General features: G+C 67.9%; 14 protein-coding genes. 4 read left to right on the top strand and 10 right to left on the bottom strand.

The window, feature by feature from the left end:
- Positions 1 to 274: 274 nt before the first annotated feature.
- The 3 genes from A5650_RS24355 to A5650_RS24365 are packed head-to-tail and all read right to left on the bottom strand — an operon-like array spanning position 275 to position 4103.
- A complete protein-coding gene (locus tag A5650_RS24355) occupies positions 275 to 1474 on the bottom strand; it encodes an SfnB family sulfur acquisition oxidoreductase (protein ID WP_067298131.1) in 1200 nt (399 codons plus the stop codon).
- Positions 1471 to 2640: an LLM class flavin-dependent oxidoreductase gene (locus tag A5650_RS24360; protein WP_067298135.1), complete on the bottom strand. Its 1170-nt coding sequence runs from the start codon at positions 2638 to 2640 to the stop codon at positions 1471 to 1473. Before A5650_RS24360 ends, A5650_RS24355 begins: the two co-directional genes overlap by 4 nt.
- 11 nt (positions 2641 to 2651) lie before the next feature.
- On the bottom strand, positions 2652 to 4103 hold the full coding sequence (locus A5650_RS24365; RefSeq protein ID WP_067298521.1) for an LLM class flavin-dependent oxidoreductase: 1452 nt from the start codon (positions 4101 to 4103) through the stop codon (positions 2652 to 2654).
- 294 nt (positions 4104 to 4397) lie between these two features.
- Between A5650_RS24365 and A5650_RS24370 the strand changes: the two genes are divergently transcribed.
- The 3 genes from A5650_RS24370 (at position 4398) to A5650_RS24380 (ending at position 6771) form a co-directional block, all read left to right on the top strand.
- On the top strand, positions 4398 to 4601 hold the full coding sequence (locus A5650_RS24370; RefSeq protein WP_067298137.1) for a cold-shock protein: 204 nt from the start codon (positions 4398 to 4400) through the stop codon (positions 4599 to 4601).
- Between the two features lie 70 nt (positions 4602 to 4671).
- Positions 4672 to 5475 (top strand): transglutaminase-like domain-containing protein, encoded by an 804-nt coding sequence (locus A5650_RS24375; protein ID WP_067298140.1) that lies wholly within the window; start codon positions 4672 to 4674, stop codon positions 5473 to 5475.
- Positions 5476 to 5628: 153 nt separating this feature from the next.
- Positions 5629 to 6771 carry a fatty acid desaturase family protein gene (locus A5650_RS24380; RefSeq protein ID WP_067298143.1) on the top strand — a complete coding sequence of 381 codons (1143 nt, stop codon included), beginning with the start codon at positions 5629 to 5631 and terminating at the stop codon, positions 6769 to 6771.
- Between the two features lie 4 nt (positions 6772 to 6775).
- Here A5650_RS24380 and A5650_RS24385 read toward each other — a convergent pair whose 3' ends face one another.
- Together A5650_RS24385 and A5650_RS24390 are read right to left on the bottom strand one after the other, a co-directional pair.
- Positions 6776 to 8569, bottom strand: coding sequence for a sulfatase family protein (locus A5650_RS24385; protein ID WP_067298146.1), 1794 nt, complete (start codon positions 8567 to 8569; stop codon positions 6776 to 6778).
- Positions 8566 to 9012 (bottom strand): SRPBCC family protein, encoded by a 447-nt coding sequence (locus A5650_RS24390; protein WP_067298150.1) that lies wholly within the window; start codon positions 9010 to 9012, stop codon positions 8566 to 8568. The genes A5650_RS24385 and A5650_RS24390 overlap by 4 nt, the downstream gene beginning before the upstream one ends.
- 182 nt (positions 9013 to 9194) lie before the next feature.
- Here A5650_RS24390 and A5650_RS24395 point away from each other — a divergent pair, with 182 nt between their 5' ends.
- Positions 9195 to 10148, top strand: a complete 954-nt coding sequence (locus A5650_RS24395; RefSeq protein WP_067298152.1) for a 2-hydroxyacid dehydrogenase — start codon at positions 9195 to 9197, stop codon at positions 10146 to 10148.
- A 55-nt stretch (positions 10149 to 10203) separates the two neighbouring features.
- On the opposite strand, the gene A5650_RS24400 is transcribed toward A5650_RS24395, so the two are convergent.
- The 5 genes from A5650_RS24400 to recD form a co-directional block, all read right to left on the bottom strand.
- Positions 10204 to 12486, bottom strand: coding sequence for a TPR repeat domain-containing protein (locus A5650_RS24400; RefSeq protein ID WP_067298156.1), 2283 nt, complete (start codon positions 12484 to 12486; stop codon positions 10204 to 10206).
- Positions 12487 to 12495: 9 nt separating this feature from the next.
- Positions 12496 to 12819, bottom strand: coding sequence for a WXG100 family type VII secretion target (locus tag A5650_RS24405; protein ID WP_067090768.1), 324 nt, complete (start codon positions 12817 to 12819; stop codon positions 12496 to 12498).
- Between the two features lie 124 nt (positions 12820 to 12943).
- A complete protein-coding gene (locus tag A5650_RS24410) occupies positions 12944 to 14023 on the bottom strand; it encodes a tartrate dehydrogenase (protein WP_067298159.1) in 1080 nt (359 codons plus the stop codon).
- On the bottom strand, positions 14020 to 15624 hold the full coding sequence (locus A5650_RS24415; RefSeq protein ID WP_067298160.1) for an SLC13 family permease: 1605 nt from the start codon (positions 15622 to 15624) through the stop codon (positions 14020 to 14022). The genes A5650_RS24410 and A5650_RS24415 overlap by 4 nt, the downstream gene beginning before the upstream one ends.
- Positions 15625 to 15715: 91 nt before the next feature.
- Positions 15716 to 17404 (bottom strand): exodeoxyribonuclease V subunit alpha, encoded by a 1689-nt coding sequence (gene recD, locus A5650_RS24420; RefSeq protein ID WP_231992804.1) that lies wholly within the window; start codon positions 17402 to 17404, stop codon positions 15716 to 15718.

A 17404-nucleotide genomic window follows, 5' to 3' on the forward strand; every position in this document is an offset into this window, starting at 1 on the left:
CCACGGCCAGATCTAGGTCTGGCGGGCCGCGGCCCTTCATGCGCCGCGAGCGTGCGTGTCTGCACACGACACGCCGCGCATTGTCAGCACTTTGCGCACGCTCGCGGCCGGCTGAGCGTGCATGACGACAGCTGCTGCCAGCGTCATCGAAATCTGCGGGAAGGCTGCGATCGGTCGAAAATCACGACCCTCCTGCAGAAGTCGCGGGAATCAGCGGCGTGTCGTGTGCAGACACGCACGCTCGCGGCGCATGAAGGGCCGCGGCCCGCCAGACCTAGATCTGGCCGTGGCGGGGTGGGGGTGTGCCTGTCAGGGTGTAGCGGCCGATGTGCTGAACCTTCCAGCGCGTCGGGTCGTGCAGCGTGTGCGTGCGGGCGTCGCGCCAGTACCGCGACAGGTTGCCTGACGCCGAAGCGCTTCGCGTACCGCCCAATTCGAATAACACGTTCGACGCGTCCAGCGACGCCCTCACCGCCGCGACCTTCGCCGCCGCGACGGCGATTGACGCCTCGGCGGCCGTCTCGTCGGACAGATGAGCCTCCGCGTGGTCGACCACCCGCGCCGCCTCGTTCACTAGCGCCTGCGCGCCGCGCACCGTCACGGCCAGCTCGCCGGCGACCGTGATCAGTGTCGGGTCCTCGACCGCTGCGGCCACATTCGCCTCGAAATGCGGCCGTGCCCGCTCGGCCTGACGCACACCGGCCGCGAGCGCTCCCGTCGCGATGCCGACGTCGATTGCGCTGTGCAACAACTGCGCCCGCGCCCCGTAGACCGACGGCCCGCTGAAGATCGGCGAGAACGGCACCACATGCTCGACGGGCACCGCCACGTCGTCGAGCGTCACCGTGCCCGACGCCGTCGTCCGCTGGCCCATACCGTCCCAGTCGTCGACCACCGACAACCCCTCGGCGTCGCGCGCGACGAACGCGACCGCCTTCGGCGTCTGCGCCGTCGGGACCTCACCGCCGTCGGCGAGCGACGCCCGCACCAGCACCCAGTCGGCGAACAGCGCACCCGTCGAATAGAACTTGCGCCCCGACAGCAGGTAATCGCCCGACGGCTGGCGCACCAACGTCGTCGTATCCACGTCGATGGTGTGCGGACCCCGCTCGGACTGCGCATTGGCCAACAGCGCGCCGCTGCGCACCCGGTCGTAGAAGTACGACTTCTGCGTATCCGTGCCCTGCAGTCGCAGCGCCTGAAGAAACACGAAGTGCGAGTGGGGAATCTGCGCGAGCGACGGGTCGGCGTGCGCGATGCGCCGGAAGACCTCGGCCAACACCGTCGCGGGTGCGTCGATGCCGCCATAGTCGGCCGGCACCGTCAACGCCAGCAGGCCCGACTCCTTGAGCGCTTGCACCTGGTCGTGCGGCAACCGGCGGTCGGCATCGCGCGCGGAGGCCTCGGCCTCGAACTCGGCAGCGAGTTTCGCCGCGACGTCAAGCGCCTCGTCCACCGACGCGATGAGGGTCATCGCGTGGCGCCGATGAACGGGATCGATGCCGGGGCGGCCGTCGTCGCCGCACCCTTGTACAGCCCGCGCTCACGCAGGATCGGCACGACGCCCTCACCGAACCAGTACAGCTCCTCCAGATGGGGATAGCCGGAGAAGATGAACTCGTCGATGCCGATGTCGGCGTATTCGGCGATGCGCTCGGCGACCTCGGCGTGGCTTCCGACCAGCGCGGTGCCCGCACCGCCGCGGACCAGGCCCACACCCGCCCACAGGTTCGGTGCGATCTCCAGTGAGCGGGCGTCGTGCCAACTGCCGTTGCGGCGATGCTCCTCGTGCAGCGCCAGCATCCGCTTCTGACCCTCGGATTGACTGCGGTGCAACCCATTCTGCGCGTTGCGCACAGTCTCCTCGTCCAGCGCGGAGACGAGCCGGTCGGCCTGTGCCCACGCTTCGTCGGAGTTGTCCCGCGAGATCGTGTGCAGCCGGATGCCGAAGCGGACCTGTCGGTCCTCCTTGGCCGCCAGGTCGCGGATCCACTCGATCTTCTGGCGCACCGCCGACGGCGGCTCACCCCAGGTCAGGTAGACGTCGGCGTGGCGGGCCGCGACCGGCCCCGCGGCCGCTGAACTTCCGCCGAAGTACAACGGCGGCACCGGATTCGGCAGCGTGGGCAGCGCGGCGTCCTCCACGCGGATGTGTTCACCCTCCAGCGAGACCGTCTCCCCGGCCCACAACCTGCGCACCACCTCGAGGAACTCGTCGCAGCGCTGGTAGCGGCCGTCCTTGTCGAGATGGTCGCCGAACGAGCGCTGTTCGTGCGCTTCGCCACCCACCACCACGTTGAGCAGGATGCGGCCGGGGGCGTGCCGCGCGAACGTCGCGGCCATCTGCGCCGACAGCGTCGGGCTGACCAGCCCGGGCCGGAACGCGACCAGGAAGGCCGACGACGTCGTCTCGCGGGCGAGCAGCGACGCGGTGATGAACGCGTCCTCGCACCACGCGCCGGTCGGGATCAGTGCGCCCGTGAAACCGAACGACTCGGCGGCGCGCACGATCGAACCCAGGTAGTCGATCGAGGCGTCACGGTCACCGTGTGCCGCGCCGGCGGGCATGCCGTGGCCGCCGCCGACGATCAGGCGGCTGTCACCATAAGTCGGTAGGAACCAATGTAATTGGATGGTCACGCGATAACTCCTTAACGGCCGCGGGTCGGCTGGGACGCCACCGATGCCGAGGACGAGGGCACCGTGGACGGCCGGTCGATGATGGTCGAGTGGGGCCCGCCGACACGATAGCGGGAACCGCGATGGTCCTCCGGTAGCCGGTCTCCGTTGCCGAGGAGTTTGTGGCGCAACGTACCTGGCGTGTATGACGTCTGGTATGCGCCGCGCTCGGTGAGGACCGGAACGACGTGGTCGACGAACTCCGCGAACGAGCCGGGCGTGATCGCGTAGGCGAGGTTGAACCCGTCGACGTCGGTCTCCTCGACCCACTCCTGCAACGTATCTGACACTCGTACACCGGAACCCACGAAGCGCGGGCCCATGCCGCCGATCTTGCCCCACTCGGCGATGTCGCGGATGGCCCACTCGCGGCCATCGGGGTCGGCGGACTGGAACGCCGCGACCGCCGACAGGATCGCGTTGGAGTCGACGTTGCCGACCGGTTCGTCCAGCCCGTAGCGCGACAGGTCGACGCCCATCCAGCCGGACATGAACGTCAGCGCGCCCTCGGGGTCGCCGTAGGACAGGTATTCGGCGTGGCGGACATGGGCTTCCTCGTCGGTGGAGGCGGTGACGATCGTCGACAGGTTGAAGATCTTCACGCTGTACGGGTCGCGGCCGGCGATCTCGAGCTCCTGGCGAATGGTGCTGACCGTCTGGCGCAGAATCTCTTTCGTCGGGGATGCGGTGAAGATCGCCTCCGCGTTCTCCGCGGCGAACCGCACACCGCGCGGTGACGACCCGGCCTGGTAGATCACCGGTGTGCGTTGCGGGGACGGTTCGGACAGGTGGACACCTGGGACGCTGAAATGCGTCCCCTGATGGCCGATGTGGTGCACCTTGTCCGGTTCGGTGAACACCCCGCGGGCGGCGTCTCGGACCACCGCGTCGTCCTCCCACGAACCTTCCCACAGCTTGTAGAGCACCTCGAGGTACTCGTCGGCGTGGTCGTAACGGGCGTCGTGCGCGGGCTGGTCGGTCTGGCCCATGTTGCGGGCCGCGGCGGGCAGGTACCCGGTGACGACGTTCCAGCCGATGCGGCCCTTGGTCAGGTGGTCGAGCGTCGACATCCGGCGGGCGAACGGATAGGGATGCTCGAAGCCCGTGCCGGTGGTGATGCCGAAACCGAGGTGCTCGGTCACCAGCGCCATCGCCGATACGAGCAGCATCGGGTCGTTGACCGGAATCTGTGCGGCCTGCCGGATGGCGGCCTCGTCGCTGGCACCGTAAACGTCGTAGGTGCCGAGCACGTCGGCGATGAACAACCCGTCGAAGCGGCCGCGCTCGAGCAGCGTGGCCAGCTCGGTCCAGTACTCCAGGTCTTTGTAACGCCACGACTGGTCGTCGGGGTGCTTCCACAGCCCGGGGGATTGGTGGGCGACGCAGTTCATGTCGAAGGCGTTGAAGCGGATCACACGAGTCACCCCGAAATGCTGCCCGGCGTGCGCAACGCCGTCACCGGTTAGGTTCAGCGCGATCAGAACCACCGCTTGGGGGGCGCTGATGCGCGAATGTGGGGCGCTCGTGGCCGTTGAGCGTGCGCCGAGCGTCGACATTTCGCGGCGTGTCGTGTGCAGACACGCACGCTCGCGCAAAAGAAGGGGGCGCTGGGCGCAGGCCGGCGGGAAAGTCGCGTGGAAATTGGATGACCTGCGGCGTGCTAGCCTCTACGTGGATGTTTATCTACATCCATTCAGGATGAGAGAAGTTGAAAAAGTATGGCACAGGGAACTGTGAAGTGGTTCAACAGCGAAAAGGGCTTCGGCTTCATCGCTCCCGACAGCGGCGATAAGGACGTCTTCGTCCATTACTCGGAGATCCAGGGAAATGGATACCGGTCGCTGGAGGAGAACCAACGCGTCGAGTTCAACATCGAACAGGGCGCCAAAGGACCTCAGGCAGTTGGCGTAACCGCCGTCTAAGCTTGCACGATCGACAGTGGGCTGGTGGGGATCCCCACCAGCCCACATCTCGTTTATCGGGGGAGAAGAAATGAAGCGAGAGGTCGGCGTCGAACTCCAGATCGAGGTCACCGAGCCGACGGAACTGGAGTTCCAGATCGCGGTGGCACCGCATCTGAACGCCGAAGTCTCCGAGGGCTTTTCGTTCATTCTCGACGGTGAGCCCGTCGAACCCGTGGAGATCAGCGGTGTGCACGGGAACCGTCTGCACACGCTGCCGGTGGACAGCGGGACACTCACTGTGAACTACGCCGCGACGATCGTCGGCCGGACCGAACCCGCGCCGGTCACCGACTACGACCGGTTGGCGTACCTGCGCCCGAGCCGATACGCCGAAGCCGACAAGTTCTACGGCTTCGCCGCAACGGAATTCGGCAGCTACGCCGACTCGACGACCCTGCTCGAAAAGGTGTCCTCCTGGGTCGGCACCCGCTTGAACTACGTCCCCGGCTCCAGCGATCCGATCGACGGCGCGGCCGACACCCTGCTGGCCGGCGAGGGCGTGTGCCGCGACTTCGCGCACCTGGTCGTCGCGCTGCTGCGGGCCGTCGGCGTCCCGGCCCGGCTGGTGTCGGTGTATGCGCCCGGGCTGTCGCCGATGGATTTCCACGCCGTCGCCGAGGCCCTCATCGAGGGTTGTTGGCGGGTCGTCGATGCGACGCTGCTGGCACCCCGCCAGTCGCTGGTGCGCATCGCCACCGGCCGCGACGCCGCCGACACCGCGTTCCTGACCAACCACCGGGGCGCGATCACGTTGAACACGCTCTCGGTGACCGCGGTGGTCGACGGCGACCTGCCCAACGACTCGATCGACCAGCTGGTGTCGATCGGCTGACCAGCGGCGTCGACACCGCCACCGGGCTCCCACTACACTGGCCACAACGCCGACGCCCTGCGTCGTCTCCGTTGATTTCGGCCGGTGGTCCGTGATCACGACGGGTTCACCCACGAGCCCGCCCGACCACCCCGAACGCCCACAGGACTTCTCTTGGCCATCACCGACGTCGGTGCGTACACCCATTTGACCGCAGCGGACATCGAAGCTCTCGGCGCCGAGCTGGACGCCATCCGCAGCGATGTCGAAGACTCGCTCGGGCAGCGCGACGCCGCCTACATCCGCCGGACCATCAAGTTTCAGCGTGCGCTCGAAGTGCTCGCTCGTGTGCTCATCGGCACCAGCCGGTCCCGCACCGGCTGGCTGGTGGGAACCGCCGCGCTGGCGTACGCCAAGAGCGTCGAGAACATGGAGATCGGCCACAACGTCAGCCACGGTCAGTGGGACTGGATGAACGACCCCGAGATCCATTCCAGCACATGGGAATGGGACATGGTCGCGGTCTCGGCGCAATGGCGGTACTCGCACAACTACCGCCACCACGTGTTCAGCAACGTCGTCGGCGTCGACGACGACCTCGGCTTCGGCATCATGCGGATCACCCGTGACATCCCGTGGCGACCCGTACACCTGCTGCAACCGCTGCGAAACATGTTGTTGGCGAGCATCTTCGAATGGGGCATCGCGCTGCACGGCGTTCACTCCGAGCGTGACCGCGCGGATGGCGACACCGAGCAGGTGACCCGCGAGAGAAAGATATTGGTGCGCAAGATCGCCCGCCAGGCCGTCAAGGATTACGCGGTCGTCCCGGCGCTGAGCGGACGGCGCTGGCGCCGCGCACTGGGCGCCAACGTGGTCGCCAACCTCCTGCGCAACCTGTGGGCGTATGTCGTGATCTTCTGCGGTCATTTTCCCGACGGCGCCGAGAAGTTCACCGCCGACGTGATCAACGAGGAGAGCCGCGCGGAGTGGTATCTACGCCAGATGCTGGGCGCCGCCAACTTCAAGGCCGGCCGGCTGCTGGCGTTCTCGAGCGGCAACCTGTGCTACCAGATCGAACACCACCTGTTTCCCGATCTGCCGAGCAATCGCCTGGCGCAGGTCGCGGTACGGGTCCGGGGCGTCTGCCAGAAGTACGGCCTGCCCTATACTTCAGGATCGCTTGTGCGCCAATATCTTCTGACGCTGCGCACCATTCACAAGCTGGCGCTGCCGGATGAGTTCCTGACGGCCACCAGCGATGATGCACCGGAAACGGCGTCGGAACGCAAGCACGAAATCCGGCGGGCGTCCTAGCGGTTCAGTCGCGTCGGAGAACCCGCTGCAACAAACCCGGGCGCGCTGCGGGCGCCCGGCGCGGCGAGTACGGCCACGGGTTGTTGCGCTCGGGCACCGACTCCGCACGCGCCTGCTTGAGCTGGGTGCGCAGGTGCTGTCGCAGGTCGTGCAATTCGGTGTCGGTCCACCGGTTGCGGGCCTCGGCCAGGTCGTCGGTCAGGTCGTACAACTCCCACTGGTCGTCGACCGGTGACGTCCGGTAGGCCTCGCCGCCGATGCCGTTGGCCGCGAGATGACGGACCCCGGGCTCGGTCCACGTCGCCGGATCGTCGAATGTGCGGACCAGCTTCCACAGATGGCCCTGACCGCCGGCCTCGTCGACGCGGACCACGAGACCCTCGAAGTTCGACGCGACGTGTGCCGGTATCCGAATGCGCAGTGGTGCAGGCGGATTCGCTCCCCGCTTGATCTTGCGCGCCAGACCCGACGCGCCGGTGTCGCCCTCGAGCACGTTGTCGCGGGTCATCAGGTACACCGCCCGCGAGTCGTCGGCCTGCGCGCCGTCCACGACGGGCATCAGGTTGCGGCCCGGCAGGTCGTGCACCTCGGAGAAGGATTCGGCCAGCCTCGCAGCGGCGGCCTCGACGTCGACACCCGCGGCGCCCAGCAGCGTCGGCACGATGTCCACGTGCGACGTCGGCGCCGTCACCGTCCGCGGTTCGGTCGCCTGCTCGCCGATCCGGGCCACCACGAACGGCACCCGCGTCGCCTCGTCGTACAGGTTGAACCACTTCTGGTGCAGGCCGCCGTGCGCGCCGAGCAGATCGCCGTGGTCCGACGTGCGGACCAGCACCGCGTTCTCCGACCCGCCCTCGGTGACCGCGCGCCGCACACGGTCGATCGGGTTGTCGACCTCGGCGTGCAGTCGGTAGTACAGGTCCCGGTAGCGCTGCGCCTGACGCGTGTAGGTGCGGTCGATCGCCGGCGCCGGACCGTAGCCCGAGTAATAGGCCTCGCGGAACGCGATCTGGGCGGCGGGTTTGGTGGACAGATCCTCGTCGGCGGTCGGCGCCGGCGGCACCTTCGGCGAGTCAAGCGGCGACGGGTGCACCGGGCTGCGCCGCTGCCACGCCGGGAACAGCACGATGTCGTGCGGGTTGACGAAGCTGGCCACCAGCAGGAACGGCCGCATCGCGTCGACGTCGCCCGCGCGGCGACGGTCGTAGCGGTCCCGCAGCCAGGCCACCACCCGGTCGGCGATCAGCGGGTCGCGCCGGATCCCCGCGTTCGCCAGCGGTGCGCCGTGCGGCTCCGGACCGACCCAACCCGAAAAACCGTAGGGTGCAAGTGGATCGGCGTCGAGATAGCGCTGCACCGCCTTCGGGTCGACGACGCCGTCGTCGTCGTTGGTGGCCAGCGGCTCACCGGTGGCGGGGTCGGTCAGGTCGGCATGCGAGATGTGCCACTTGCCGTCGTAATGGGTGTCGTAACCGGCCGCGCGGAACCAGTTGCCCAGCGTCGGCACCTCGTTGGGGCGCAGCCAGCGCATGCGGGAGTCGTCGGCGGTCTTGCCGATCCCGTCGGTCTGGGTGACGCCGTGCAGGTCGGGGTACTGGCCGGTGAAGATCGTCGGGCGGCTCGGTACGCAGGCCAGCGAGCCCGTGTAGTGCCGCGCAAAGCTCACGCCGTGCTCCTCGAACCACTTGCGGCCGGTCAGCGTGTCCCGGCGCCAGGCGAGGACCTCGGGCGCCTCATACGGCGGCACCGCGCGCTCCTCGTCGGTCATCACGATGATGATGTCGGGTCGGTTCGTCATCGGGTGTTCTCCAATCGCTTCGCCAACGCGGCGAGCATGGTGTCGGATCCGCGGGCCAACGCCTGAGAGGTCAGGCGTTCGACGAGCTGCTGCGTTTTGCCCCTGCCCTTGCGAACGGTGGTGGTGATCGTCACGATCGTCTCGCCGCCGCTCGTCGGCTCCAGGGTCCAGCGGTTGCTGATCGTGCCAAGGACCTTGGGCAGACCCTCGATCTCGTACGCGAGGACGTACTGCGGATCGCATTCGGTGACGGTCTCGACCAACGTGTTGCGCCCGATCTGCACCCGTCGTGCCGTGCCGATCAGCGCGCCGTCGGGCCCGTGCACCAGGATGCAGGAGTGGTCGACGTCGAGCCACGAGGCGATGGCGCCGAAATCGGCGAGCACATCCCAGATCTGCGTCGGGCTCGCCGCGATCACGCGGCTGCGGTCGAGTTCGGCCACGGCCCCACCGTACGTGAAACTGACGTCGCCGTCAGGTAATCTCGCGTCGTCGCGGATTGCGGTGTGGTAACCGAACTCTCAGCCACCGTGGTCGCGCTGGTTGCACAATGTCGTACCGGCTAGCCGGAAAGAGCGCGCTTTCCTGTAGACGCGCACGTCGCGCGTCCCTACCGTCGGACGGCATGAGCAACATCCTGCAGGTCGGGCCGATGATGCCGACGCTCGCGCAGAGCCTGCGCGACGACTACGGCGCGGTCGTGCTGCCCAGCGACCCGGGAGAGCGCGAGCCGTTCCTGAACGAGCACGGCGACGAGATCACCGCCGTCGTGACGTCGGTGGTCGGCGGGGCGGACGCGGAGCTGATCGCCGCGCTGCCGAACCTCGCGGTGATCGTGAACTTCGGCGTGGGGTACGACTCCGTCGACATCGATGCCGCCGTCCGACGCGGGATCGTGGTCAGCAACACCCCTGACGTGCTGACCGACGCCGTCGCCGACACCGCCGTCGGTCTGATGATCGACACGCTGCGGCAGTTCTCGGCCGCGGACCGGTTCGTGCGGGCGGGCCGCTGGCCTACGGGGATGTACCCGCTGACCCGCGAGGTGAGCAACTCTCGTGTCGGCATCCTCGGGCTGGGCCGGATCGGGAGCGCGATCGCCAAACGGCTGAACGCGTTTGGCTGTGAAATCTCGTATCACAACCGCCGTCCGGTCGCCGATTCGCCATACCGTTACGCCGCGTCGGCCGAGGAGCTGGCGCGCGGCGTCGACGTCCTGATCGTGGCGACGGCCGGCGGCGGCGATACGGCGAACCTGGTCGACCGGGCCGTACTCGACGCGCTGGGCCCCGACGGGTACCTGATCAACATCGCACGCGGCAGCGTGGTCGACGAGCAGGCGATGGTCGAGGCCTTGACGTCCGGACGGCTGGGCGGGGCGGGCCTCGACGTCTACGCCGACGAGCCGCATGTCCCCGAGCCGCTGCTCGGGCTCGACAACGTCGTGGTGCTACCGCACGTCGGCAGCGCAACGGTGCAGACCCGCGCGGCGATGGCGGCGTTGACGTTGCGCAACTTGGACAGCTTCTTGAAGACGGGCCGGTTGGTCACCCCGGTGCCCGAGTGCCGAGAGTCGTGAAGATGACGGAAATCGGCGTGATTTCACCATCTTTGCGACGCTCGGCGCAGGGGCGCTATCCCGTATGAGCCGGGGGTCGCGGCAGCGCGTCGCGGTAGGCGTCTTCGTAATCCTCGATGCCGGCCTTGACCGACGGATCGATTCCGTTGAAGTAGTTGGTGAGCGCGGTCCGGAAGTCGGAGAAGCCGTTTTCGAGCGGCTTGAGTTGGCCGGTGGCCGGATCGAGCAGGCCTGCCTCGGCGAAGAACCGCGGATCGCCGATGTTGTTGTCCAGCAACCGCTGCGCGACGGTGTGTTGCAGCGCCTCGGAGCTCTCCTGGACGATGTAGGTCGGGTCGTTGGGCGTCGGCGCTTCTCCGACGAAGATCTCCTGTAGCGGGTCGACCGGACCCTTGCCGGCGTAGTCGAGAAACGCCTTGACGCCGGGGATCTCGTTGCCGAGCGTCTTGGCGATGTCGAACCACTGGCCACGGCTCTCGTACGCTTTGACGTCCTGCATGTTGCCGTACTTGATGGCGTCGTTGTCGGCGACGTTCGCACCGGAGTCGATGATGCCGCGCAGCGTGCCCGCCGACTGCAGATCCGCGGTGTTCACCGTACCGCCGTCGATGATCGACTGTTGAAAATTGTTCTGGTACTGCAGGCCGTTGACGTAGGCCTGGCTGTTCAGCGCCGCCGCGGCCTCCGGATCGGTGTCGATGACGGCGAAAAGGTCACGGGTGACCGGCATTTGGGGATTGCTCAGATCGTCGAGCGGTGCGAACCCGCGGCTGTTGTCGAGCGGGTTGCCCAGCATGTCGTCGATGTAGGGCTTGTTGGCGTCGGCCAGGGCGCGGGCGAGTTCGGGGTTCACCTGTCCGAGCGACTGGCCGTCGGTGCCCGGGATGTCGAGCAACCGCGGCGAGTTTGCTCCCGCCCACTGGTCGACTGCGTGCATCGTCTGCCCGTTCTGCTCGGCCTGGAACAGCTGGGTGGGGTCGGTCAGGTCGGTCGGGACCGCACCGGTGCCGTGGAGCAGATTGCCGGCCGCCACGCCGTTGTCGGCCCACTGGTGGGTGAACAGGTCCTCGATGAAACCGTCGTTGGCGGTGTTGCCGTCCGCCCCCGCCAGCGCGTCGTGCACGGCCATCGGGTCGCGTCCGGCCGCGCTGAGCATGTCCTGCACGGCCGGGTCGATGAGACGTTGCCCCAGGTCGATGTTTTCCTTCCAGGCGATATCGGGAGCGTCGTGCATGTTCTGGAGGATCTGCTCGGACTTGTCCAGCAGCGCATTGTCCAGCGCGGTGCCCTGCTGCAGTTTGGCGTCGCCGGCGGACACGATCGCGGCCACATCGCGGTATTCGTCGAGATGCGGGAACGGCTTGTACCAATCGGGCCACTCGAGGGTCGGGTTGCCCTCCTCGTTGGTTCCGGCGGTGGGCGCCGTCGGCCCCCGCAGCGGCGCCTCGAACGCTTCTCGAATGCCCGACGGCAGGTTCTGCATGCCGCCGCGGGTGGGCACGAATCCGGCGTCGCCGGGTTTGGCGTCGGGATCGACGCCGGCGACGGTGATGTTCTCGTTGGACACCAGCTGCAGCGCGTCGGCGAGCCGTCCGCCGTTCGGGCCGAGCCTGTCGATCATCGCGCAAATCTCGGCCGGGCTCTTGCCATCCAGCGACCGCGACAGCTGGTTCAGGTAGTCCATCTGGCTGGCCGGCAGCACCAGCTCGCCGCGCGCCAACGCCTCCTGCTCCTGCGGGGTCAGCGTGGTGTTCTCCTCCAGGCGCGCGAGCTCCTCGGGGGTGAGCTCCCCGTCCTGGAGCGACTCCCCGTCGGCGCTGCCCTGCTCGGCGGGGGTGCCGGGGTCACCGCCGGTGGCCGCGGACAAGACCCGGGCGAGGTCGCCGTCGACCTCCTCAGCGGCGGCCAGCACCGCCACCGCGCGGTTCTCCACCTCGGCCATCTTCTTCTCGAGCTGCGCGATCTCCTCATCCGTCCAGCCGGTCGTGTCGGGAGGAGTGACCGTGCCGGTGTTCAGGTCGAGCTGCACCGCCGGCGCCGCGGCCGCGTAGTCGATGAGGTTGGTGAGGTCGTTCTTGACCGAACGGGCGTCCGCGGCGGCGCGCTGAGCGCCCAGCGACACCAGGATCGCCTCTTTCTGCGTGATGTCGAGCTTGGTGGCCGACTGCGCGATGGCCTGCTGAGCGGCCTCTGCCGCCTGACCTTTCCACGTCCCGAACACCGAGAGGTTGCGCAGCGCCTCGGCCGTCTCCCCGCTGGTGCGGGCGCGGTGGGCGGCCGCCTTGGAGACCTCGTCGATCTGCTCGGGCTGCCAACGCTGGACGTCGGCCAACGTCATCCCCACGGGTCAGAGCCCCATGGTGCCCAGATTCGATCCCGCAGAGTCGATTTCGGTGGCGGCATTGTCATCGGTGCGGACGTATTTCGCCGCCGCGGAGCTGAGGTCTTCGGCGTGTTTGACCAGCCCGCTGTAATGCGCGGCGGACTCCTGTTCCCACTTCGCGATGGTTGCTGAGAGCCCCGCGGCGCTGGTACCGATCCAGCCGGTCTGGGCGGCGCCCATGCGCTCGTGGGCCGTGCCGTGCGCGGACCTCAGGCCGTCGGCGGCCGCGTTGACGTGATCGGCGGCCATCCGTACCTCGAGCGGGTCGACCCGCAGTTCTTCGCTCATACACCTTTCCAAACGCTCGCCGGCGGTCAAGTGTTTGCTGGCCAACCCTACCATCGCCGCGACGCCCCCTAATGCACTAATTTGGGAGGCCCGGGGGGCTGCGCGGGCCTTTGGAGCGAGTTTGCTAGCTCAACCGAGCGACGAGCGCGTCGGTGACCTCCGGGGTCGAGGCCTGACCGCCCAGGTCTCCGGTTCGGGTCTGCGGGTCGGCCAGCGTCGCCTCGACGGCGGCCATCACGTCATCGGCGGCTTGGGTGTGCCCCAGATGCTCGAGCATCAGCGCCGCCGACCACACCGCGCCGACCGGGTTGGCGATGCCCTGCCCGGCGATATCGGGCGCCGACCCGTGCACGGGTTCGAACATCGACGGGTACTGCTTGGTGGGGTCGAGGTTGGCAGACGGGGCGATGCCGATCGAGCCCGCCACAGCGGCGGCGAGGTCGCTGAGGATGTCGCCGAACAGGTTGGAGCCGACGACGACGTCGAATCGCTGGGGCTGCAGGACGAATTTCGCGGCCAGAGCGTCGATGTGCTCGCTGTCGAGCTTGACGTCGGGGTAGTGCGACGCCCGTTCTGCGACTACCTCGTCCCAGAACGGCAAGGTGTGCACGATGCCGTTGGATTTGGTCGCCGACGTCACGTACTTGCGACGGGTGCGTGCGAGTTCGAACGCGAAGTCGGCAATGCGGCCGACGCCGTTGCGGGTGAAAACCGACTCCTGGACCGCCATTTCGTCGGAGAAGCCGCGGTTCAGTCGTCCGCCGATCTCGCTGTACTCGCCCTCGACGTTCTCGCGGACCACGACGAAGTCGACATCGTTCGCCGTGCGCAGCGGGCTTGCGACGCCGTCGAAGACGCGGATCGGCCGCATGTTCACGTATTGGCGGAACGCGCGGCGGATCGGGATGAGCAGGCCCCACAACGAGACGTGGTCGGGCACCCCCGGCCATCCGACCGCGCCGAGGAAGATGGCGTCGAACTTGCTCAGCGTGTCGAGGCCGTCGGCCGGCATCATCGCGCCCGCCTCCGCGTAGCGCTGACACGACCAGTCGAACTCGGTGTAGGACAACGAGATCCCGTGCTTGCGTGCCGCGGCGTCGAGCACCGCCCGCGCCGACGCGATCACCTCGGTGCCGATCCCGTCGCCGGGGATGACGGCGATATACGATGAGCCGCCTGCGTGAAGAGCATCAGACTCGGTCATGTACCCAATCCCAGAAGGCTGATCATCAACGGCAACAGAACGATGATCAGGATAGCGCCCGCGATGTCGAACGTGACGCCGGAGCGGATCATCTTCGTGATCGGCACGACGCCCGAGCCGTAGACGATCGCGTTCTGCGGCGTGGACACCGGCAGCATGAAGCCGAACGACGCCGCGAACGTGGCCGCCAATGCGGGCACGAACGGGTTGACGCCCGCGGCCACCGCCACGGGTATCACGATCGGGACGACCACCGCGGCGGATGCGGTGTTGCTGGTGGTTTCGGAGACGATGATCGCCAGCAGCACGGCGAATATGGTGATCGCGACGCTGCTGGTCAGGCCGAGAGCGTCGTTGACGGAGGTACCGATGGTCTCGGCCAGCCCGGTCGACGAGATCAGTGAGCCGAAGATGATGCCGGTGCCGAACAAGATGATTGTGCCCCAGTCGATTTCGGCGGCGTCCTTCCAGCGCAGCGTGAACTCGCGACTCTGCCAGTCGGTCGGCAGCAGGAACAGCAGCGACGCGCCGAACACCGCGACGACACCCTCGTCGAGGCGGTCGCTGACGAACTCGTACACGTTGGACTCGGTGCCGGTGATCAAGGCGACGACGCCGGGCAGGATCCACAGCGTCACGGTCACGGCGAACGCGATGAGCGTGTTCTTCTCCGCCCGCGACAGCGAACCGAGTTTCTCGCGTTCGCTGGCCACATACTCGGCCACCCCGTCGATGCGTTTGATCTCGGGTTTGTTGAGCCGCAACATGATCAGCGCCAGCAACAGGAACATCACCAGGCAGATGGGGATCGCCATCGCCATCCACTGGCCGAAGCTGATCCGCTCGCCGGTGGCCTCTTCGATCAGCCCGCGCCCGATCAGGTTCGGCGGGCTACCGACCGGCGTGAGCAGGCCACCCACGCTGGCGCCGTAGGCGAGCATCAGCATGAGCGCGGCGCCCACCCGCAGCCGTTGCGGGTCGAAGTCGGCGTCGACGTCGCCGCGCTGCTGCAGCAGTTTGGCGATGACGGACAGGATGCCGATCGCCGTCGGCAGCAGCATGGCCACCGTTGCGGTGTTCGAGACGAACGCCGACAGCAGGCATGTGATCGCGCCGAACGCGAGGATGACGCCGGTGGTCGAGCGGCCCGCCCGCGGCAGGGCCAGGATGCGAAACGCGAAACGCCGCGCCACACCGTGTTTGAGCATCGCTTGGGCGAGGATGAAGGCGCCGATGAACGTGAAGATCGTCGATGACCCGAACGGACCGAGCACGTCGTCGACCGGTGCGACTCCGAGGAACACGGCCACCGCGACGCCGAGCAGGCCGCCGATCGGGATCGGCACCGCCTCGCTGATCCACAGCGCGATCACGCCGAGCAGGACCGCGCCGAGCACCTGCTGTTCACGCGGGATGTCCAGCGGCAGGACGAGGAAGACGACGGTCAGCAGCGGGGCGAGGAACAGGCCGACTGTGCGGCGGCCCTTCTCGAAGCGTTCCTCTCGCGGCGAGAGTCGCTGTTCGCCTAGGCTTCGGTACGTCGCGCTGCCGAGAAGTGCCTTGTCGACGTCGGTCGGCGTGACCTGGTTCTCCGCAGTCATCACAGGCTCCGTCCACCCGGGTGGCGTGTGCGCTACACCACAATCGCTGGGAGGAGTGCCCTGGACTCAGGCGACGCTAAACATCAGCGGGTCAGGTGGCGCTGGATGAGAGGCGGCGCGAAAGGCCCGAGGCGCGTACCGCCCGCCGCTCGACGGCGGCGCGCACCGATGCCGCCGGCCCGACGACGCGGATCTTCTTCTTGGCCCTGGTGACCGCGGTGTAGAACAGCTCGCGACTGAGCAGCCGCGAATCGTCCGGCGGCAGCAACACGGTCACCTCGTCGGCCTGGCTGCCCTGTGACTTATGGATGGTCATCGCGTGCATGGTGTCGACCTCGGCGAGCCGGCTGGTCGCGAACTCCAGCCGTTCGGTGCCCGCGATGACCGCGCGCAGCACGCCGTCGCGCAGCACCGTGACGCCGGTGTCGCCGTTGTAGAGGTTGAGTCCGTAGTCGTTCGCCGTCACCAGGACCGGTCGCCCCGCGTACCACGTCGACCAGATCGGCTCGCCGGTCAATTCCGACAGCCACCGCTCCACCTGGTGATTCCAGTACCGCACCCCGTACGGCCCGCGACGATGCGCACACAGCAGCCGGTGCTCGGTCAAGATGGCCAGCGCCGCGTCGGCGTCGCCGAGAATCGCCGCCGTGCGCAGCGCGATCGCGTTCGGCACCAACACCTTACGAAGGTGTTCGGACGGCTCCTCGGTGTCGACCCACTCGATGTGCTCATCGCCGGCGCGCAACGCCTCGACAACAGCGTCGGCGTCGCCCGTGCGGATCGCCGTGGCCAACCGGCCGATCGACTCGCCGAAGCGGTGCGACGTCTTCAGTTCCGCGATGCGACCTGCGCCGAGACCGTCGACCAGGTCCGCGAGTACCGCACCCGCCTCGACCGACGCCAGCTGGTCCGGATCGCCGACCAGGATGAGCCTCGCATCCGGCCGCACCGCCTCGAGCAGTCGCGCCATCATCGTCAGCGACACCATCGACGTCTCGTCGACGACGATCACGTCGTGTGGCAACCGGTTGGCGCGGTTGTGGCGGAACCGCGCCGACGTGTCGGGGCGGCTGCCGAGCAGCCGGTGCAACGTCGTCGCGTGCAGGCCGGACAGTGCCTCGCGGTCGGACGCGTCGAGCTTGTCGACTTCCAGTTGCACCGCCTCCTGCAGTCGCGCCGCCGCTTTCCCCGTCGGCGCCGCCAACGCGATCCGCAGCCGCGTACCGCTCGCGAGCAGGGCCAGCAAGCGCGCGACCGTCGTCGTCTTACCCGTGCCCGGACCGCCGGTGAGCACCGTCAACCCTTGCGACAGCGCGAGTTCCGCGGCGGCGCGCTGCTCCTCGAAGCCCGGCGGGAACAACCTGTCGAGATCGGGCACCGGCTGGGCCGGCCGGGCGGCGGTCATCCGCAGGATGTCGTCACACACCTGCTGTTCTTCGAGCCAGTACCGGTCGAGGTACAACAGGTCGCCATCGACGTGCAGCACCGGCGGTTGCCCGGTCAGCGGGTGCCCGGCGATGGCGGCGAACCAGTCGCCGATCTTGGGCCACGGCAGCCCGTCGAGGCCGACCTGCTGTTCGACGGTCCGCAGGTCCAGGCACACCGACCCGTTGCGTAGCGCGCGCACCACGAGCGCGACCGCGAGCGCGACCCGTTCGTCGGGTGCCTTGACAAGCTCGCAGAGCCGTTGTGCGACATGCACATCCGACGCACCGAGGACCTCGGCTTCGGTGAAGTTGCGCAGCAGTCCGGTGGCACTGACCGCCCGCCGCCATTCCAG

It is taken from the genome of Mycobacterium sp. 1164985.4 (assembly GCF_001668575.1).
GTDB lineage: Bacteria > Actinomycetota > Actinomycetes > Mycobacteriales > Mycobacteriaceae > Mycobacterium.

Coding starts and splice junctions, on each gene's coding strand:
- A5650_RS24410 (WP_067298159.1), bottom strand. CDS start 14,023: ATGACCGAGTCTGATGCTCTTCACGCAGGCGGCTCATCGTATATCGCC.
- A5650_RS24415 (WP_067298160.1), bottom strand. CDS start 15,624: ATGACTGCGGAGAACCAGGTCACGCCGACCGACGTCGACAAGGCACTT.
- A5650_RS24400 (WP_067298156.1), bottom strand. CDS start 12,486: ATGACGTTGGCCGACGTCCAGCGTTGGCAGCCCGAGCAGATCGACGAG.
- A5650_RS24370 (WP_067298137.1), top strand. CDS start 4,398: ATGGCACAGGGAACTGTGAAGTGGTTCAACAGCGAAAAGGGCTTCGGC.
- A5650_RS24395 (WP_067298152.1), top strand. CDS start 9,195: ATGAGCAACATCCTGCAGGTCGGGCCGATGATGCCGACGCTCGCGCAG.
- A5650_RS24385 (WP_067298146.1), bottom strand. CDS start 8,569: ATGACGAACCGACCCGACATCATCATCGTGATGACCGACGAGGAGCGC.
- A5650_RS24375 (WP_067298140.1), top strand. CDS start 4,672: ATGAAGCGAGAGGTCGGCGTCGAACTCCAGATCGAGGTCACCGAGCCG.
- A5650_RS24355 (WP_067298131.1), bottom strand. CDS start 1,474: ATGACCCTCATCGCGTCGGTGGACGAGGCGCTTGACGTCGCGGCGAAA.
- A5650_RS24405 (WP_067090768.1), bottom strand. CDS start 12,819: ATGAGCGAAGAACTGCGGGTCGACCCGCTCGAGGTACGGATGGCCGCC.